Genomic DNA, 16,547 nt, shown 5'->3' on the forward strand with positions numbered 1-16,547 from the left:
ATTCTCTACCGTATACTGTGTATGAATTTATTAGGCTTCATCTGTTCGACCGATGCGCCAGGTCGTTTAGGAAGTGAAAACCTACAATTTGCACGCACAGCCGTGAGCCTGAGCTTTTGGATGAAAGACTGACAAAACCATTGCCGCACGTAGGACCATACATCATCTCAGCAAGAACTGTCTTTTTAGCCACTCTGGCAGGCGTTCTCCTGCTAACCCTTTCGCCTGGGTGGCTTTTGCAGATGTTTGGCATCGCCATCACCCTTGGGCATGACAAACTCAATCACGCCGCTGCGTTTGCCGTGCTGGCGACCGTCGGATATGTTGCCTGGCCAGACCACCGGGCAAAGCTGGCTGCGCTCCTCGTTCTGACCGCCGCCGCGATCGAAGTTCTTCAGAGCTTGCAAGCGATTGGGCGCTACCTGGATGCTTGGGACTGGGCCGCCGGCAGTGTCGGCATGGCGTGTGGGTTGCAAATCGCGAACTGGACAAGGAATTTCGCCGGCGCCCTGAGATACAACAAACGAAGATTCCTGTAGCTTCAGGCGCGCCTCCTCGTCGATCATCCGGACTGGCGGATAGGTATCGGTCTCCAGCCACTCGCGCAGCAAAAACCTGAATGAGCTCCGTTTGGCTGTCGCCGATGTCCACGCCGAGGACGGCCGCCCTCACGCATCGGTCTCCAGGTCAAGATAGTAGCGCATGATGTCGCCGAGGCTCTGCGGAAGACCGACACGGGGCTGCCAACCGAGCGCACGCAGCCGGCTGCTATCGACAACTTGCCGCGCGATATCCACAGCCCGCCCCGGCAATTGCGTGAGCGGCGGGTCGGCAATCCCAGTCGCTGCGACGAGCAGATCGTAGACGGTGGCGATCTGCGTCTCACACCCCGACGCGACGTTGTAGAGGCCATCGCCGGCCCTGGCGAGGCCGATCGCGACCAGTGCATCGGCCACGTCGCGCACGTCGATGAAGTCGCGCCACGCGGTCAGTGGACCGAGGGCGATGCCATTGCGACGCCCCTGTCTCAGCTCGGCGAGCTGGCTGGCGATACGGCCAGCGACATGGCGCTCCTCCTGGCCAGGACCGACGACGTTGAAGATGCGAGCCACGCGGCCGTCGATCCTTCCCTCGCGCGTTGCGAGCCGCACGATGTCCTCACTGGCGCGCTTGGTTGCGGCGTATAAGTCGATCGGTTCGGTCGCGCCAGTTTCGACCAGCGGCAGGCCCTCGCCGCCGAGTTCGCCATAGATCGAGCCCGAGGATCCCAACACCAGCACCGTGCCGCGCGCCGCCAGCGCATCGCAGAGATGGTGCGTGACGACGATATTGTTGGTCACCAGCCGATCGAACGGTTCGTCGCGCAGCGATCCGGCAAGATGGAAGATGATGTCCGGCGCGGTTTTCGCAATTAGCCGCGCCGCCGCCGCCGCGTCCGATAGATCGATGGCGACATAGGCATAGTTCGGCTCATCAGGCACCAGGGCATTTGGCAAGGGCGCGACGCGCTCGGCACCACCGTAATAGATCTTGTGCGTGAAACGTTTTGCGTTGCCCGGCGAACGCCCGACGCCAACCACCCGGCAATCGCCGCGATCGCACAAGGCGCGCACCAGATAGCGGCCAATGAACCCTTGCGCACCGGTGACCAGGATCGTCCGGGTCACGCCATCCCACCCAGGCAATCGCGCACGCCGTCGGAAAGGGCGACTTCTACCTGCCAGCCAAGCGCCTCGCGCGCCAGCGACACATCGGCGACGAGATACGCGATGTCGAGCGCACGGGATCGGTCGCCCTGCCCCTCGACGATCAGCGTGTCCGGTCCGCCGCCGATCCTTGCAAAGGCGGCGGCGAGGGTGGCGACGTCCGTCCCGGTGCCGGAGGCCATATTGAGCGTTAGGAGGCCCGGTTCGTCGTGCCGGGCGGCCATCAGCAATCCCCGCGCCAAATCGTCAACATGCAGGTAATCGCGCGTCGTATCGGCGGAGAAGATGCGCATCGGCTGTCGCAGGCGCGCCTGTGCCGCCAGCCGGCCGACCAGCCCGTTCGCGCGCATTCCCGGGCCGTAGATAGAGAAGGGCCGAACAATGATTGCCGACTCCAGCGCCCCTCGCCGCACCGCAGCCGAGACGAGTTGCTCTGCCGCCGCCTTTGCTGCGCCATAGGGTGAGAGCGGCTGAAGTGGCGCGCACTCCGATACGCGCGCGGTGTCCGGGCGACCATAGACCTCGGCCGACGACACATGGACGAAGTGCCGCACGCCGATCCGCTCGGCGGCGGCGAGCAACGTCGCAGTGCCCAGCACATGCGCGCGGGCGAATGCCACCGGTGCCTCGAACGAGGCCGCGACGGCACTGGGCCCGGCAAGGTGGACGATCGTGTCGATCCCGGCGAACAACGCCTCCAGCGCTGGCTGATCGCAAATATCGATTCCGTCCGCTTCCCCATCGACAGGGCCGGCATGTGCCACGCATGCATCCTCGCCGATCCGGCGCAGCACCGCCTGGCCGATAAAGCCGTTCGCACCGGTGATGCCGATCACGCGCCATGCCCCCGTGCGGCCAGGCGGCGGCGCAACGGCTCCGGCAGCTCGTCGCCACCGAGCGCACCCGCCCCGCCGACATGGACCCGCAGCACGCCGGCTTCCGTCATCGCGTCGCAGACATAGCGGACATTGCCGCCCGCGATGCGGATCTCGCGCGCGACCTCCCCCGGCCACCATGCGTCGAAGGTGGCATCGCCCAAGAGCAAGGCTTCGGCGGCGGCTAGCTTGGCGGCGTCATTGACGTCGATCCACGGAGCCTGGTGGCGATAAAGCCGCACCGCCGCGCCACCAGCCGTCAACCGGTTGGCGGCATCGACCAGGCCGAGCGGCGTGCCCTGCGGCAGGCTGTTCAACGCGGCAGCGGTCACGGCGGCCAGCCCGCTGCCGACCAGGATCGGATAGATCGGCTTCTCGCGATAGGCGGTGAGCAGATCGGTATCGTTCGCGTCCACATCGAGCGCGCCATAGGGCAGGCGGAACGGCTCGTCATGCGCCGCCAGTGTCATCGCCGCGCCGGACGCACGGTGCGCGGCGGCCAGCACCGCCAGATCGAGCGTGGTGAGATTGTCGGCATACACCACCAGCACGTCGCCAGCCTCGCCCGACAGCATCGTCGCGGCGCCGAAATTGCCCAGCGGCACCTCCTCGATCAAGGGCGCGACCGCCACGCCGATGCCGGCGGCGCGCGCGGCGAAATCGGCGATCCTGCCCGCCTCACGCACCGCATCGGTACGGGTCAGCGAGACGAAGATGCGTCGGCATCCGCCCCGCGCCATCATCCAGATGTTGCGCTCGAGCAGACTGACGCCGCCGACCTCGACCAGCGGCTTGCGTCCAACTACGCCGGAGCGCGCCATGCGCTCGCCCTGCCCGCCGGCCATGATCAGACCGGTCCATGCATCACCGCTCATCGCGGTGTCTCGATGCCCGTGCCACGCATCGCGGCCAGCATCGTCTCCACCATGTGCTGCCGGGTGAAGCCGGACAGGAACCGGGTGTAGGCGGCGGTCCGCAGCCGCTCGGCGAGGGCCGGGTCGCGGATCACCCGCTCCAGCGCATCGGCCAGCGGCGCCGGTGCCTGCGGCGGCACGACCAGTCCGTCAATTTCGGGCCGCAGGAAATCGCGCACCCCGACATTGTCGCACGCGACGATCGGGCACCCCGAGGACGCGGATTCGAGCAAGGCGGTCTGCAATCCCTCACGATACCAGGATGGGATACAGGCGATGTCCGCCCCGGCATACAGCGCGGTGATGCTCGGCTGATATCCGATAAACGCCACATCGGGATAGGAGCGCGCTTGCGCCAGTTCCGCTTCCGTTAGCGCGTCGACGCGGCCGCTCATCGGATTCGAGGTGAACACCATACGATGCGCCACGCCCCTTTCAGACAGGATGCCCGATGCGGCGGCCGCGTCCAGCACACCCTTGTCGCGAAGCAATCGCCCGGGAACAAGGATCGTCGGACGCGCGCCGACCGCGCGCGCCTCCTTGTAGGGGAAGTCCTCCGGCATGACGCCGCAGCCTCCGGTGACGATCACGCGGTCCGCCGCGACCCCAGTGCGCTTGATAAGCTCGGCCTTGTCCTCGTGATTGTGGACGATGACGATCGCGCGCCGGCTAGCAAAGACGAAGCGATAGCCAATACAGATCAGCCGCGTCGTCAGGCTGCCGCGCTGCGACACTGAGAAGGATGCACCGAGTCCGGTGACCAGATGGATTGCATGCCGGTTGGTGAGCCTGATCCACGGCCCAGCCAGCACGATGGACAGCGCCGACCACAGGATGAACACACTGCCCGGACTGAACAGCGCCGCGCGCGCCGCCATCAAGCTGGCGCGCGCCAGCCGCAAAAGGCTCGGGCGCCCGCGATTGCGCGAGAATGGCATGGTCCGCGTCGCAATGCCTGGCGCCAGCGCATCGCGCGCGGCATCAATCGCCGGCTTGGAATCCCACCCGGCGCTGGCGAGCCCGTTGTCGGTCGGCGACCACACTTCCACGGCGTAGCCCGCCTCGACCAGCGCGGTACTGACCTGGTTGAAATCAGAAATCCAGCGCGGTAGCGCGGTGACGATAATGATGATCCGGCGTGCCTTGCACATCACGCGCTGCCGCTCTTGTGCCGTGCGGCCACGAACGCGGTCTGCGGGCCGCCCATCGGGAGCCACCGGCCTATCCCGTAGCGTAGGAACATGTGCAGCCGGTAATAGGGCGTGGCTGCCCAGCCCTGCGCGAGAGGGGCGTGGTTGTCCGGTGCGGCTGCGACGCGCCCACTGCCCAGTACCGTACTGAGTGCTGTCGATAGGCCGACGGGGTAGCGCCGCATTGCGACCAGCTTCAGCCCGGCTTCGTCCAGTAAGCGTTCGATCGCAGGCGCATCGAAGAACCACAGATGCGTCGGCATGTTCGGCCGCCCGACCAGCCGCTGCCAGAAGGGCGACAGATTGGAAAACAACCCGACCTCGAAGCAGACCGTGCCGCCCAGCGTCACCTTGGCCGCAATCGCCGTCAGCGCCGCCACCGGATCGGGGAAGTGACTCAACAGATCGACATGAAAACTGGTGTCGTAGCGCCCCTCGGGTAGACGGCTGTCCTCGATCAGCGCACGCTCGACCTTGATGCCCAGCGCGCGTTCGACGCGCATGGCGCGATCCTCTGCCGGCTCGACCGCCTCGACCGTGAAACCGGCCCGGATCGCCGCCGCGGTAAACTCACCATCACCGCAGCCGATCTCGAGTAACCGTCCACGCCGCGTGAATCTCTTCACCCAGCCGACCCGCGCACGCGCCGGAGCGGAATAATAGACGCGGTGGTGACGATCGATCGTGGCGTCCACCGGATGAGCGGGCAGAGGATCGATATAAATGACCCCGCACGCGCATTGCCGTCCGCTATAGTCCGCTTCACGCATTACCACCGGACCGGCATTGGTCCGGCAGATTGGACAGGCCGCCGACCGTTGCACTTTACTTCCCTCCATCGCCATCTTCGTGCAAGTCTCCGGCCGCAGTCTCGTTAGCAACTACAGGTTATATTCTCCAGCGATGTTGTGCATCAGCCGAACAGATGAAGCGCTTGACGCGCTGTCTTATAGATCTCTGTGACGCCGCAGCTTTCAACAATGTTGTCAAGACCAGAAACAAGCAAGAAGCGCAAAGACTAGCCTGTTCTCGAAAATCCTGCAGCGAGGCATGGCGAAGGTCGTCCTCGCCCCCGCAGGTGCCGAAATGGCAGAAGCTTCGCGAACGGGAGGAAGCCCTCGACTGCCGCGTCGTTGCACGGTCCGCCGCCTGGATCGTCGGTGCCGACCGCTGGCCGGAATCGACCTGGCGCGACCTAGAAGCACAGTTCGGCAAGAATGTCGCTGCCCTGGCGCCGACACCGACTGCAGCGATCACGGCGCCACCGTTGGCCTTTGCTTCGAACAATCAAAACACGCGTCCTCAAAACCGGCAGTCCAGGCCGAGCACTGAGCGTCCTTGCCTGAGCCGCTGGATGGAGTAACGAAGCGCCTGCCGAGACAGGCGCCACCGAAAGTCAGTCCAGCAGACGCAACAACGTCTTTGTCTCTGGACCGCTTCATCATCCCCTGAGGTTTGCTCGAAGAGCCCTGGATCGCTTCGCCAGCGATAAATCGATGCTCGAGACGCTCCCGCTTCGAGCGCTGCTTCCGACGTCGTCTTTCCTTCGGCAAGCAACCTCTCGAAGAGCTCGGCCTTTTCGACTCGATCTGCATCGGCATACCGCAAACGGAGGATTTTCCTAGGCACGAAGTTCGATCGGCTACGTTGAAACTTTGCAAAACTCAATCAAACTGACCGTGCCAGCATCACCAATGCAACAACTTTCCTATTCCAAGTTCGCGCCTCACTGCGGTCAATGGGCACCGTCAAGCGACGGGGGCATTTCTGGGGGTATAGGTCGCATTAGTATTCTTTCATACAAATAATGCATTAATTTGCCAGGTTGATGCCCTAGCGCACCACTATTTCATTTCTCAAGGCTTTGCGCGGTTTTCGAGGGGTAGGCCGAACGCCCTGCAACAAATTCAGCGGCAGTTTTTTACCGCTTCTTTCCATCGGAAGTCTGTCGCGCCGCATGGGGTCACTGCGACGCTGCCGGCGCCAGTCGCAATATCCTTCCCGCTGGCTCGTCGGTCAACGCCATTACCGCGCCGTCGGGAGCCTGCACTACGTCTCGGATACGCCTGCCGAGAGCGAGGACTTCCTCGCCGGCGACCTGCTTTCCGTAGATCCTGACACGAACGATGCCTTCCGCCGACAGTCCGCCAATCAGGAGGTCGCCTCGCCAATCGGCAAACATGTCGCCGGTGTAGAAGGTCATACCGGAAGGCGAAATGACGGGCGTCCAGCTATGGATGGAGCCGGCAAACTCCGGCCGGGTCGAAGGATCGGGGATGCGTTCGCCCGAATAATGCCGGCCCCAGCTAACCACGGGCCAGCCGTAATTCCTGCCTTCTTGCGGAATGTTCAACTCATCGCCGCCGCGCGGTCCCATTTCCGCCGTCCAGAGCACGCGGGTTTCGGGATGGATCGCTGCGCTTTGCACATTGCGATGCCCGTAGGACCATATCTCATCGGCGCCGTCCTTGCCGACGAAAGGATTGTCGTCAGGCACAGAACCATCGGGATTGATGCGGACGACCGTGCCGAGATGATTGTTCGCGTCCTGCGCCTGTTGCGCCTTGCCGCGATCGCCGAGCGTGACGAAGAGTTTGCCGTCCGGCGCGAATACCAGGCGGGAGCCGTAGTGGTGCCGGCTGGACACGGCTGGTTCCTGCCGGAAGATCACTTCGAAGTTCGTAAGCGCGCTGCCGTTCTCCTCCAGACGTCCACGGCCGACGGATGTGGCGGCGCCGCCGCCGCGTTCCTCCGAGTAGGAGAGATAAACCGTCCGGTTGTTGGCAAAGTCCGGATCGAGCGCCACATCCAGCAGACCGCCTTGTCCGGTGGCGAGGACGTCCGGCACACCGTCGATCGGATCGGAAACCGCCCCCTCGGTCGAGACGAGTCGCAGGCGCCCCGGACGCTCGGTGACCAGCAACGCGCCGTCGGGCAGGTAGGTCGCGCCCCAGGGATGTTCGAGCCCTTCGGCAAAGGTCTCGACCGCGATGCGGCCGGTCTCGCTCTCGATACTGCCGTCCTGCGCGAGCGTGGTCGAGGGCGCACCGAAGGCAAGAAGAAAAGACGAAGCAATGAATATCCGCAGCATGATTTCTCCATCCGAACGGGATGTGGGGAGGAGCCGTCGGCTCCCCGATATAATGGCCGACTGCCGATGCGGTTCCAAGCCGGCGCGCGCCTAGATTTTCAAGCCATGACCATGTCCGTGCCGACGAGATGAGCCCGGCGCATGAGGCACCCTCAGCACGCCTCTACAGAAAAAGAAGACAAATGAGCGCGAACTGAAAACCATCGAGACACAACTGAAACACATCTGCGCGCAGGCGACATGCACGAGAAACGCTTTGGGGCGATGGTCACCCCAAGCCAGGAACGCAGGAGCGTCGCCGATGACACCCGACCAGATCAGACTTGTCCAGGACAGCTTTCGCGAGGTCGTCCCGATCCGCGTGGCCGCCGCGGCGCTGTTCTATGACCGCCTGTTCGCGATCGACGCGGACCTTCGCGCGCTGTTTCCGGTGAGAGACATGACCAAGCAAGGCGCCAAGCTGATGGCGAGCCTGGGTTTCGTCGTGCACGGATTGGACCGTGCCGACACCATCCTCCCGGCAGTGCGCGTGCTCGCCAAGCGTCACGTGACCTACGGCGTCGAGGAGCGTCATTACCCGATTGTCGGGCAAGCGCTCATCGAGACGCTGGCGGCCGGCCTCGGTCCAGCTTTTACGCCGCCGGTCCGCGAGGCTTGGGAGGCGGCCTATGGGTTGCTCGCCAGTGTGATGATCGCGGCTGCCCGCGAGGATCAGTTCGCAGCGTGATTTTATTGGATGCAGCCAAAGGCGAGCATCCAGCCGAACAACAATTCTAAATGGAGAGAAATACGATGTTCAGATACACAGTTCTTGCAGCGCTTTGCGTTGTGGCAGGTTCCGCTTCTGCCGGCGAACTCACGGCCCGTCAGGGTGGGAGCGTCGATCTCGGCAACTTCCACGGCGTCGTCTACTTCACGGAGGCGGCTGACGGCTACCGGGTGGTCACCACGATGGCGGCGGGCGAAGAAGGTTTGCCAGTACGCTTCGTCGCGACCCTCACCGAGGGCCAGGCGTTCGTGATCTCGGTCCCGGGCGAGTTGGCAGGGGCCGGCCAGGCACTCGAAATCTCGCGCACCCAAGGCAAGCTCGTTGTCGCCAAGGTAGAGTCCACCCAGTAAACGGCTCGGCTCCACGACTGAATTGCGGCTAGCGCCTTTGCGGGTTGGTCCCATGAGGTCGGTTTCGAGCTGCTCTTTCTCCAAGGAAACGACCGCGGCGGCGAAGCAAGGGCGTGGATTTTCGCACTGGCGATACCCCGAGTCGCTGCCGCTTGAAGTCTCCGTGTTCGACCACGTCAACGGTGCCTGATTCGTCGGGCGTCATGGTTTGACTTGCGTCAACGCCAAAGCAGCTGAGTGGTCGGATAATTGCCCACTCTGCATTTGGATTGCCCGCGATCATGGAGACGACCGATGGACGAAGAGCTCAGAAAGAAGATCCTGACGCTGTTGGACCAACACCGGATCATGACGATTGCCACGCTACGGCCGGATGGCTGGCCGCAGGCGACGACCGTCGGCTACGTGAACGAAGGCCTCGCCCTCTACTTCCTTTGCGGCCTGGACAGCCAAAAGGCGGCGAATCTGGCGCGCGATGATCGGGTGTCGGTGACGATCGATCACGACACTCCGGATCTGATGGCGATTAGCGGCCTGTCCATGGCGGCGCACGCGAAAGCGGTGGCTGATCCGGCCGAAGCCGCCAAGATCTTGCGTATGCTTCCGCTGAAGTATCCTGAGCAGGTCGCGCCGCTGCCAGTTCCGATGCCGACCCCGGAGGATGTCCGCATATTCCGCGTCACTCCGACGGTCATCTCCGTGCTCGATTACTCCAAGGGCTTCGGCCACACAGACCTTGTCACTTGCTAAGCGCTTTTTGCCCAGAGTAGATGCCGCCGCTGCCGCAGCGCTCCTCTTATGCGGGACGCTGCGCGACGCTGGTCTGGAGTTGTTCCGATCTCACTGATCAGTTGGAGGACGTGGAGCCATCTCCGAGCGTCGCCACGGTCTTCAACGCGCCGTCGAGCATGTCGCCCTTCTCGTCCTTCAGCGCGGCTTCGCGCAGGCGCCGGATCCAGTCGGCGGCGTCGTCCCGGCTCTTGAGCAGGTCGAGTGCCGACAGCACGCGATCGAACTTGGATTGCGCGCGGGCGTGGGTGTCGCTGTAGCCCTTGATCAGCCGGCGGCAGTTGAGGATCTCGACGGCGAGCGCGTAGTCTTTCGGCACATACCCGAGCGCCAGCGCGTACCAGCGCTCGAGATGCGCGGTCTCGACCTTGTGGCGCAGCAGGCGGCGGCGCCACCGGCGCAGGCCGCCGATGAACCACAGAGCGGCGAAGCCGGCGAAACTGTCGGTGCGGATGCGGCGGCCATGGTTGATGCGGCGGTCGAGGAAGGCGGCAAGCTTCGGCCGCGCCTCGATGTAGCTGCCGAGGCCAGACGGCAGCGTGCCGCAGAATTCCTCGATGCGCGGGTGGAAATATTCGGTCACCTGCAGGATCGAACCGTCCTTGACGCCGACCTCGCGACGCACCCGCTGGTCGCGCGTCGAGCGCGTCTTCAGGTCGGCGACGCGGATCATATCATCGTAGCACATGGCGTTGGCCAGATGCTTTGCCGCTGATATCGACAGCGCGTAGGCCTGTTCGGCATTGTCTAGGACGACCGCCCGGTCTAGCCGGTCGAGATACTCGCCGCCATACCCGATATCCTGATAGTCGGCGACCTTTTTCAGACCGCGAAACGCCATGTCGCGCACCGGGGCCGGTAGCGCATCGACGCGCGCCGCAAGGTCCTGCCAGCCCTTCAGCAGGCCTTCCGGGCCGCTCACCTTTGCCGTCGCGCCCGAGCCGGTCTCGGCAGCTTTCGGCTCCGCAGGTTCTTCGCCTGGGGATGGCGCGCTCGCGATGCCGCGGGCGCGATCATATGAAGCGCCGAAGGCGGCGAGACTGGCCTCCACGCCGCGGCCGCCGGCGCCGATCGCCTGCTCGTAGCTCTCACGGGTGAACGGCAAGGCATCGGAACCCGCCAGTGCGCCGAGCAGGCTGGCCGAGATCATCGAGCCGTTGTCGGCGGCGATCTTCTCCATGTCGAAGGCGATGAAGCGCTTGGCCGCCGTTTCAGCCGTGGCATGCACCTTTGAGGACGAGGCGCGGCCATCGCCGGGCTCGATCTTTTCCGAGACCGCGGCGATGCGATGCGACGAGGCAATCAGCGTCGTGCGCTCCGGTGTGACGAAGCCGCGGATGAGGGCGCGGCCGGCTTCCATCAGTTCGGCGGCGATCAAAATGTCGACGTCGCCCTGCGAGGGCGACAGCGCAAAGACCGGCAGGCGGCCGGTGTCGCGGCACATTTCGACATAGTAGATCGTGGCACCGGTGCGCTGGGCGACGCCGGCGACCGAGGTCGATTGCGCGACATAGCCATTGCGTTCGGCGACGTCGGTGATCCAGTCGGCGAGCACGCCGCCGCCCTGGCCGCCGACCGCCAGCACGGCAAGCTTGATGACGCGCTCGTCTTCGGGAGCACCGGCGTTCGAGCGAGATGAGGGGACGGCGTCAAGCATCGGCGAATGTCAGGCGCCGGCTTTCTCGGCGCCGCTGCAAAAGGCTGATCGTGGCGCGGCGCGCGGCTTCGAGGAAACGGTCCCAGCGGCTGGGATTGTGCACCACGTCGGCGCGGTAGAAGGACGGGCACAGCACCGCCGCATCGGCAACCTCGCCGCAATTGCCGCAGCCGACGCAGCTCTGGTCGATATGCGCCACCGGATCGTCGCGCAGCGGATCGTCCAGCGACTTCACCGACAGCGACGGGCAGCCGGACAGCCGCATGCAGGCATGGTCGCCGGTGCAGATGTCCTCGTCTACGCCGAATTTCGGCTTGACGATCCTTTTCCCGCCCTTGATCGCTTTGTCGACCAGCGGCTTTTCGCGGCGCTGCCGGTTCAGCATGCATTCGGACGAGGCGACGATGACTTTTGGGCCCTTCTCGTCCGTCGTCAGCGCCTCGCGCAGCGTGTCCTGCATCTTGGTGACGTCATAGGTGCGGTCGATGTGGCGCAGCCATTTGACGCCCATGCCCTTCACCGCCTCGGTGATCGGGTGCTTGGTCGACTTCGTCTTGTTGCCGGCGCGGGATGAGAGAATGTCCTGCCCTCCCGTCGCCGCCGAATAGAAATTGTCGACGATGACGATGACGCCGTCATTCTTGTTGAACACCGCGTTGCCGACCGACGAGGTCAGGCCGTTGTGCCAGAAGCCGCCGTCGCCGACGAAGGAGATCGACCGGCGCTTGGCATCGGGCGAATTGAACGCTGAGGCCGAGGCCGGCCCCAGCCCGTAGCCCATGGTAGTAGCGCCAAGCTCGAAAGGCGGCATGATCGAAAACAGATGGCAGCCGATGTCGGAGGCGATGTGGTGCTTGCCGAGCTCCTGCTCGACCAGCTTGGTCGCGGCGAAGATCGGCCGTTCCGGACAGCCGACGCAGAAGCCGGGCGGACGTCCCGGAACGACGTTGATCAGGTCGGCGGTGTCGAGCCCGTCGCCGATCTTGTTCGGCGCGCGGACTTCGCCCGGCAGCAGGTGGGGAATGGTGGCGCGCAGGAACGATCCGATGCCGTCGAGCATGACCTGGCCGGTGTATTCGCCGGCCATCGGCAGGTGCTCCTTGCCGACGAGTTTGGTGCCGCGCCCGGCCTTGTGCAGCATCGATGCGAAAGCCTGCTCGATATAATTGGGCTGGCCTTCCTCGACGACGAGCACAGCGTCCTTACCCTCGCAGAAGGACAGGAACTCGTCGTCGACCAAGGGATAGACGGTATTCAGCACGTAGAGCGGCACGTCTGTGACACCATAGGTGTCGGCAAGGCTTAGCCGCTGCAGCGCTCGGACGACCGAATTGTACATGCCGCCCTGCATGACGATGCCGACCGAGCCGTGCTCGGGACCGAAGAACTCGTTGATCTTATTCTTGCGGATAAAATCGACCGCCGCTGGCCAGCGTTTCTGCACCTTTTCCTTCTCGTGCAGGAAGGAGGCGGGCGGCAGCACGATGCGGCCGGTGTCGCGGCGCGGCGCGTCGAGCGCATCGGCCACCGTCATCGTCGGCCGCTTGTTGTCCTTGGCGATGAAACGGCCATGGACGTGGCAGCAGCGGATGCGGACCTGCAGCATGACAGGCGTGTTGGAAATCTCCGATAGCTCGAAGCCGTCCTCGACCGCCTTGACGATCGACGGCAGGTTCGGCCGCGGATCGAGCAGCCAGACCTGGCTTTTCATGGCGAAAGCGTGGCTGCGCTCCTGCATGATCGAGGAGCCTTCGCCATAGTCCTCGCCGACGATGATCAGCGCGCCGCCGGTGACGCCGCCGGAGGCGAGATTGGCGAGCGCGTCGGAGGCGACATTGGTGCCGACCGTCGACTTGAAAGTCGCCGCACCCCGGATCGGATAATGCACCGATGCGGCCAGCATGGCGGTGGCGGTGGCTTCCGAGGCGCTTGCCTCGAAATGCACGCCGAGCTCGCCCAGAATATCCTGCGCGTCGGCCAGCACGTCCATCAGATGGCTGATCGGCGCGCCCTGATAGCCGCCGACATAGCCGACCCCGCATTGCAGCAGCGCCTTGGTGATGGCGAGAATGCCCTCGCCGGAAAACTCCTCGCCGGCGCCGAGCCTGAGCTTTTCAACTTCTTTGGCAAAAGACCGTTCGGCCATTTTTTTGCTCCTTCCGTTACCGCCCGGATGGCGGCGCGTAAGATAGTCAGATGTCGTGCTTGCGGATGTTCTTCAGCATCTTCTGCAATGTCGCGATCAGCGCCGAATATTCGGCATCATCGATGTCGTCGAACATGGCCTCGAACGCATCGTGCATGGCTGGCCAGGCGCGCGCGAATTCGGCGCGGCCATCGTCGGTCAGGAACACGTGGCGGATACGGCTGTCGGTGACTCCCTGCTCGCGCCGCACAAACCCTTGCCCCTCGAGCGCATCGAGCGTGCGGCTCAAGGTCGACTGCTCGATGACGGTATACACCGAAAGGTCGTTGACGGTGACGCCGTCGGCGACCGACAGAACGGCCAGCGCCCGCACCTGCGGGATGGTCAGGCCCTGCTTGCGAAAATCGTCGCGCAAAGTGGCGTTGTAGCGGCCCATGATGCGGTTCATCAGATAGGGCGCGAATTGCTGCAGTCCGATCTGGCCCAGTGTCGAGATGCGCTGGCGCTTTTCAACCTTCTGTTCCATCACAGCCTCCCCGCCAGCAGAAAGCCGGAACCGCCGCCAAGCCCGGCGCCGGGATGGGTCGAGGCGCCGATATGGTAGAGGCCCTTGATCCCGGTGTCGTGATTGCGGGTCATCTTGAACGGCCGCCATAGGAACGACTGATCGATGGTCGAGGAGCCGCCATAGGGATCGCCGCCGACCAGATTGACGTTCATCGCTTCCAGATCGGCCGGCGAATAGTCGCGGCGCGCAATGATGCTGTCCTTGAACCCGTCGATATGGCTGGCGAGGATCGCTTCCGCGCGATCGGCATAGGCCTCGCGCAGCGCGTCGGTCCAGCGGCCGTCCGCCGGTGTCTGCAGTTTGCCGGCGGCATCGCCCTTGATATGACGTGGCGCCTCGGGCAGTTGCAGCCACAGGATCGCCTTGCCGTCCGGACAGCGCGAAGGGTCGAGCGCATGCGGCTGGCCGACGCAGATGGTCGGCACCTCCGGCAGCATGCCGCGCGTGGCCTCGTTGCAGGCTTTCGACACGCCGTCGAGCCCCGGCGTCAGGTGCAGCAGCGCGACCTTGTTCAGGCCCTCGCCGCGCCATGCGGGCGGCTTGTCCAAGGCATAGTGGATCTGGAAATTGCCCTTGCCGTAGCGGTATTTTTGCGCTGCCTCGAGGTCGGCTTTCGGAGCCGCGTCGCCGAGCAGCCGCCCGTAGAGCTGGGTCGGTGTGACCGAGCAGATGACGCTCGTCTTCGCGGTGACCGTTTCGCCCGAAGCCAGCCGTACGCCGGTGGCTCGGCCTCCGCTCTGGATGATGGAGGCAACGTCCCCTTCAGTCCGGATCACGCCGCCGCGCTCCTTGATCAGCGCTTCGAACGCCGACAGCAGATTCCCAGCGCCACCCTTGACGATCGGCGCGCCGGCAGCTTCCAGCGCAAAGGCGATAACCCTGGCGATCTGGCCGGAGAACGCGTCTTCAGGCCCAAGGCCGGCATGCAGCACCCAGGGCGCCCACAGCGCCCGGGTGATCTCCGACTGGTAAGTGTTCTCCAGCCAGCCTCGTGCCGGCACCAGCGCATCGCCGAGAAAGGCGGCAAGGCCGCGCGGGCCGCGCCGCCAGGCTTCGCCCGCCAGCAGCCTGGTCGTGGGGTAAGACCACAGGCTGCCGCCGAGCAGCCCGAACAGCAGGCCGGCATTGCGCTCGATCTCGCCGACGTCGCTGCCGTGCCGGTCGCCATCGCCTGCGGCAAGCGCATTGGCAGCCGCGACATTGGCGGGCCGATCGGTGCGCAGGATGGCATAGCTGCCGTCCGGCCGCAGCACGCCGGTCGGCGTGCCGGTGTTGCAGAATTCCAGGCCGTGCCGCGCCAGATCCTTGCTCAGCGCCGCATAGGCCGGCGAGGTGATGAACAGGACGAAGGTCGTCGCCATCACGTCGTGGATGAAGCCAGGCGCGGTGATCTCCTCGGTGCGCATGCAACCGCCGATGCGGTCGTTGCGCTCGAGCACCAGCACCTTCGCCCCCTTGCCGCCAAGCATCGCCGCGCAGACCAGCGCGTTGATGCCGCTGCCGACGATGATGTGATCGATATCGCTCATCGTCGTGGCCTATCGCTTAAGCTATGTTTTCTTGCTTGAGCATGATCTTGTCCGAAACCCGATCACCACTTTTCGGGATCATGCTCTTGGCACCAGCGCCAGTGCGCGGATCGGACTGCCGGTGCCGTGCTCGATTTTGAGCGGTGCGGCGATCAGGATCGCGCCTTTCGGCGGCAGCCGGTCGAGATTGCACAAGCTGGCGAGGCCGTAGCGGTTGGCCTTGTGCATCAGGCTGTGCGCCGGGAATGGCGGCTCCATTCCCCCTGCTTTGCCAGCATCCGTGCCGATCGTCTCGCTGCCCCAGCCCTTGATGTCTTTGCTGATCAGGTACTGGATGGCCTCGGCCGTCGGTCCGGGGGTGTGCGGTCCGGTCTCGTCGGCGTTGAGGAATTCGGCTTCCGAGCCGTTGCGCTTATACCAGTCGGTTCGCATCACCACCCATTCGCCGGCGTTGATCGCGCCGTGCTCGGCTTCCCACGCCTTGATGTGGTCGACTGTGAGGAGGAAATCGTTGTCGGCGGCGGCTTGCATCGAGCAGTCGATGACATTGACCGGGCCGACGAAATTCTGAACCGGAATGGTGTCAGTGGCACCGTCCGGATAATCCTTGCCGGTAATCCAGTGCTGCGGCGCGTCGAAATGCGTGCCCGAGTGTTCGCCGAGCTTCAGCCAGTTCCATGCCCACCACGGACCGTTCTTGTCATAGTGGGAGATGGCGTGGATCTCGACCTTCGGCGTGTCCACCGCCAGCTCCGGCGGCAGCTTGATCAGCGGCGTGTTGGGCCCGAGCGGCGCCGTCAGGTCGACCACCTGGATGGTGCCTGAAAGAAGCTGGCCGGCGACCTCGCCGAGGAGTTGTTGCGTGTCCATGGTCTCTGTTCCCTCTTTCTCGATGATGAAAGGCTCTTCGCGGCCCTTAATATCCTACTAGACTAAAACATATGCATCTGCAATTATCTTTAA

Annotated in this window: 15 protein-coding genes; 4 read left to right on the forward strand and 11 right to left on the reverse strand. The window is 64.3% G+C overall.

Translation table 11 applies throughout. The annotated features are described in order from the left end of the window. The first annotated feature begins 242 nt into the window (after window positions 1-242). Window positions 243-539 carry a hypothetical protein gene (locus EOA78_RS13245; RefSeq protein WP_127315512.1) on the forward strand — a complete coding sequence of 99 codons (297 nt, stop codon included), beginning with the start codon at window positions 243-245 and terminating at the stop codon, window positions 537-539. Window positions 540-668: 129 nt separating this feature from the next. Here EOA78_RS13245 and EOA78_RS13250 read toward each other — a convergent pair whose 3' ends face one another. The 6 genes from EOA78_RS13250 to EOA78_RS13280 form a co-directional block, all read right to left on the reverse strand. Beyond that, on the reverse strand, window positions 669-1,667 hold the full coding sequence (locus tag EOA78_RS13250; RefSeq protein ID WP_127315513.1) for an NAD(P)-dependent oxidoreductase: 999 nt from the start codon (window positions 1,665-1,667) through the stop codon (window positions 669-671). Then, entirely contained in the window at window positions 1,664-2,542 is an 879-nt protein-coding gene (locus tag EOA78_RS13255) for an NAD-dependent epimerase/dehydratase family protein (protein ID WP_127315514.1), read from the reverse strand. The genes EOA78_RS13250 and EOA78_RS13255 overlap by 4 nt, the downstream gene beginning before the upstream one ends. Then, a complete protein-coding gene (locus tag EOA78_RS13260; RefSeq protein ID WP_127315515.1) occupies window positions 2,539-3,456 on the reverse strand; it encodes an NTP transferase domain-containing protein in 918 nt (305 codons plus the stop codon). The genes EOA78_RS13255 and EOA78_RS13260 overlap by 4 nt, the downstream gene beginning before the upstream one ends. Beyond that, window positions 3,453-4,646, reverse strand: coding sequence for a glycosyltransferase (locus EOA78_RS13265; RefSeq protein ID WP_127315516.1), 1,194 nt, complete (start codon window positions 4,644-4,646; stop codon window positions 3,453-3,455). Before EOA78_RS13265 ends, EOA78_RS13260 begins: the two co-directional genes overlap by 4 nt. Then, the gene (locus tag EOA78_RS13270) at window positions 4,646-5,455 is read right to left on the reverse strand and encodes a class I SAM-dependent methyltransferase (RefSeq protein WP_245477489.1); all 810 of its coding nucleotides are present in this window, start codon (window positions 5,453-5,455) and stop codon (window positions 4,646-4,648) included. Before EOA78_RS13270 ends, EOA78_RS13265 begins: the two co-directional genes overlap by 1 nt. Window positions 5,456-6,648: 1,193 nt before the next feature. Further along, a complete protein-coding gene (locus EOA78_RS13280; protein WP_127315519.1) occupies window positions 6,649-7,776 on the reverse strand; it encodes a PQQ-dependent sugar dehydrogenase in 1,128 nt (375 codons plus the stop codon). A 301-nt stretch (window positions 7,777-8,077) separates the two neighbouring features. Between EOA78_RS13280 and EOA78_RS13285 the strand changes: the two genes are divergently transcribed. The 3 genes from EOA78_RS13285 (at window position 8,078) to EOA78_RS13295 (ending at window position 9,645) form a co-directional block, all read left to right on the forward strand. After that, complete coding sequence (locus EOA78_RS13285) at window positions 8,078-8,503, forward strand: globin family protein (RefSeq protein ID WP_127315520.1); 426 nt, start codon at window positions 8,078-8,080, stop codon at window positions 8,501-8,503. Between the two features lie 65 nt (window positions 8,504-8,568). Then, window positions 8,569-8,895: a hypothetical protein gene (locus tag EOA78_RS13290; protein WP_127315521.1), complete on the forward strand. Its 327-nt coding sequence runs from the start codon at window positions 8,569-8,571 to the stop codon at window positions 8,893-8,895. Between the two features lie 294 nt (window positions 8,896-9,189). Then, on the forward strand, window positions 9,190-9,645 hold the full coding sequence (locus EOA78_RS13295; protein WP_127315522.1) for a pyridoxamine 5'-phosphate oxidase family protein: 456 nt from the start codon (window positions 9,190-9,192) through the stop codon (window positions 9,643-9,645). A gap of 97 nt (window positions 9,646-9,742) precedes the next feature. On the opposite strand, the gene EOA78_RS13300 is transcribed toward EOA78_RS13295, so the two are convergent. The 5 genes from EOA78_RS13300 to EOA78_RS13320 form a co-directional block, all read right to left on the reverse strand. Continuing rightward, window positions 9,743-11,341, reverse strand: coding sequence for an indolepyruvate oxidoreductase subunit beta family protein (locus EOA78_RS13300; protein WP_127315523.1), 1,599 nt, complete (start codon window positions 11,339-11,341; stop codon window positions 9,743-9,745). After that, window positions 11,334-13,487, reverse strand: coding sequence for an indolepyruvate ferredoxin oxidoreductase subunit alpha (locus tag EOA78_RS13305; protein WP_127315524.1), 2,154 nt, complete (start codon window positions 13,485-13,487; stop codon window positions 11,334-11,336). Before EOA78_RS13305 ends, EOA78_RS13300 begins: the two co-directional genes overlap by 8 nt. A 46-nt stretch (window positions 13,488-13,533) precedes the next feature. After that, window positions 13,534-14,013, reverse strand: a complete 480-nt coding sequence (locus tag EOA78_RS13310) for a MarR family transcriptional regulator (protein ID WP_127315525.1) — start codon at window positions 14,011-14,013, stop codon at window positions 13,534-13,536. Then, window positions 14,013-15,584: an NAD(P)/FAD-dependent oxidoreductase gene (locus EOA78_RS13315; protein ID WP_127315526.1), complete on the reverse strand. Its 1,572-nt coding sequence runs from the start codon at window positions 15,582-15,584 to the stop codon at window positions 14,013-14,015. Before EOA78_RS13315 ends, EOA78_RS13310 begins: the two co-directional genes overlap by 1 nt. Window positions 15,585-15,662: 78 nt before the next feature. Beyond that, on the reverse strand, window positions 15,663-16,454 hold the full coding sequence (locus EOA78_RS13320) for a cyclase family protein (RefSeq protein WP_127315527.1): 792 nt from the start codon (window positions 16,452-16,454) through the stop codon (window positions 15,663-15,665). Window positions 16,455-16,547: the final 93 nt, after the last annotated feature.

The organism is Mesorhizobium sp. M5C.F.Cr.IN.023.01.1.1, from assembly GCF_003997585.1.
GTDB classification, from domain to species: Bacteria; Pseudomonadota; Alphaproteobacteria; order Rhizobiales; family Rhizobiaceae; genus Mesorhizobium; species Mesorhizobium wenxiniae.

Bases quoted from the DNA above. Each gene is read 5' to 3' on its own strand.
- EOA78_RS13270 (WP_245477489.1), bottom strand. From the start codon at position 5,455: ATGCGTGAAGCGGACTATAGCGGACGGCAATGCGCGTGCGGGGTCATT.
- EOA78_RS13290 (WP_127315521.1), top strand. From the start codon at position 8,569: ATGTTCAGATACACAGTTCTTGCAGCGCTTTGCGTTGTGGCAGGTTCC.
- EOA78_RS13265 (WP_127315516.1), bottom strand. From the start codon at position 4,646: ATGTGCAAGGCACGCCGGATCATCATTATCGTCACCGCGCTACCGCGC.
- EOA78_RS13315 (WP_127315526.1), bottom strand. From the start codon at position 15,584: ATGAGCGATATCGATCACATCATCGTCGGCAGCGGCATCAACGCGCTG.
- EOA78_RS13320 (WP_127315527.1), bottom strand. From the start codon at position 16,454: ATGGACACGCAACAACTCCTCGGCGAGGTCGCCGGCCAGCTTCTTTCA.
- EOA78_RS13260 (WP_127315515.1), bottom strand. From the start codon at position 3,456: ATGAGCGGTGATGCATGGACCGGTCTGATCATGGCCGGCGGGCAGGGC.
- EOA78_RS13245 (WP_127315512.1), top strand. From the start codon at position 243: ATGTTTGGCATCGCCATCACCCTTGGGCATGACAAACTCAATCACGCC.
- EOA78_RS13280 (WP_127315519.1), bottom strand. From the start codon at position 7,776: ATGCTGCGGATATTCATTGCTTCGTCTTTTCTTCTTGCCTTCGGTGCG.
- EOA78_RS13285 (WP_127315520.1), top strand. From the start codon at position 8,078: ATGACACCCGACCAGATCAGACTTGTCCAGGACAGCTTTCGCGAGGTC.
- EOA78_RS13310 (WP_127315525.1), bottom strand. From the start codon at position 14,013: ATGGAACAGAAGGTTGAAAAGCGCCAGCGCATCTCGACACTGGGCCAG.
- EOA78_RS13295 (WP_127315522.1), top strand. From the start codon at position 9,190: ATGGACGAAGAGCTCAGAAAGAAGATCCTGACGCTGTTGGACCAACAC.
- EOA78_RS13300 (WP_127315523.1), bottom strand. From the start codon at position 11,341: ATGCTTGACGCCGTCCCCTCATCTCGCTCGAACGCCGGTGCTCCCGAA.
- EOA78_RS13305 (WP_127315524.1), bottom strand. From the start codon at position 13,487: ATGGCCGAACGGTCTTTTGCCAAAGAAGTTGAAAAGCTCAGGCTCGGC.